This window comes from Allobosea sp. CS1GBMeth4, from assembly GCF_900185715.1.
Taxonomy (GTDB): Bacteria; Pseudomonadota; Alphaproteobacteria; order Rhizobiales; family Beijerinckiaceae; genus Allobosea.
This window is the reverse complement of the sequence record NZ_FYAS01000027.1, coordinates 1-1,702: the sequence shown is the minus strand read 5'-3', so window position 1 is coordinate 1,702 and position 1,702 is coordinate 1. Positions and strand designations below refer to the sequence as shown.

Below are 1,702 nucleotides of genomic sequence, written 5' to 3'. Positions count from 1 at the left end.
GGGGAGACCTCGCGGTACTGGCGCACGGGCGGGACGTAGTCGGCCGGGCGGATCGGGCTCTTGATCTCGTCGTTCGAGACCGGGCGCTTCTGCAGGCGCCGTGCCGGATCGGCGATCGGCACCGCCGCCAGCAGCCGCTTGGTGTAGGGATGCTGCGGGTTGCCGAAGATCGCCTCGCGCGGGCCGATCTCGACGATCTCCCCGAGATACATCACCGCCACCCGGTGGCTGACCCGCTCGACCACCGCCATGTCGTGCGAGATGAACAGATAGCCCAGGCCCATCCTGGCCTGCAGCTCCAGCATCAGGTTGACCACCTGCGCCTTGACCGAGACGTCGAGCGCCGACACCGCCTCGTCCGCAACGATCAGACGCGGCTCCACCGCGAGCGCCCGCGCGATGCAGATGCGCTGGCGCTGCCCGCCCGAGAACTCGTGCGGGAAGCGGCTCGCCATGTCCGGCGAGAGCCCGACCCGCTGCAGCAGGTCCGCGACCTTGTCGCGCGCCTGCGAGCGGCTCGCCAGGTCGTTGATCAGCAGCGGCTCGGCGATCGCCGCACCGACATTCATGCGCGGGTTCAGCGAGGCGAACGGGTCCTGGAAGATCATCTGCATGCGCTTGCGCTGCTCGCGCAGCTCGCCCTGGCCGAGCTTCAGCACGTCGACCCCGTCGAGCAGCACCGAGCCCGACAGCGGCTCGACCAGGCGCAGCACCGAGCGACCCGTCGTCGACTTGCCGCAGCCCGATTCCCCGACCAGCGCCAGCGTCTCGCCCGCCTTCAGGCTGAACGAGACGTTCTCGACCGCATGCACCCGCCCCCTGACCTGCGAGAGCAGCCCGGAGCGGATCTCGAAGCGCGTCGTCAGCCCCGAGACCTCGAGCACCGGCCGCTCGGCCTCCTTGACCGTGTCGGGCACCTCGACCGGAACGTCCGACTGCCCCGTCAGCCGGTCGACCACCGGAAAGCGCATCGGCCGCCGGCGCCCCTCCATCGAGCCCAGGCGCGGCACCGCCGAGAGCAGCGCCTTGGTGTAGGGCTTCTGCGGATGGGCGAAGATCGCCTCGGTCGCACCCGTCTCGACCTCGTCGCCATTGTACATCACCACCGTCCGGTCGGCGATCTCCGCCACCACGCCCATGTCGTGCGTGATGAACAGAACCGACATCCCCTCCTCCTGCTGAAGCAGCTTGATCAGCTCGAGGATCTGCGCCTGGATCGTCACGTCCAGCGCCGTCGTCGGCTCGTCCGCGATCAGCAGCTTCGGCTTGCAGGCCAGCGCCATCGCGATCATCACGCGCTGGCGCATCCCGCCCGAGAACCGGTGCGGGTATTCGTGGAAGCGCGACTTCGCCGCCGGGATCCTCACCTTCTCCAGAAGCCGGATCGTCTCCGCCTCCGCCGCCGAGCGCGACAGACCGCGATGCAGGATCAGCGCCTCCGCGATCTGGAAGCCGATCGTCAGCACCGGGTTCAGCGAGGTCATCGGCTCCTGGAAGATCATCGCGATCTCGTTGCCGCGGATGTCGCGCATCTGCGCATCCGGCAGCGTCAGAAGCTCCTTGCCGTTCAGCTTGATCGAGCCCTCGATCCGGCTCGACCCGGGCGGCGTCAGACGCATGATCGACAACGCCGTCACGCTCTTGCCCGACCCAGACTCGCCCACGACCGCAACCGTCTCCTGCGGCTTGATGTCGAAGGACA

The 1,702-nt window shown here is 68.6% G+C and carries 1 protein-coding gene; it reads right to left on the bottom strand.

Features of this window, described 5'->3' with window-relative positions:
- Positions 1-1,702: ABC transporter ATP-binding protein (locus tag CS1GBM4_RS16765; RefSeq protein WP_186419889.1), on the bottom strand; the 1,702-nt coding region annotated here is incomplete at both ends.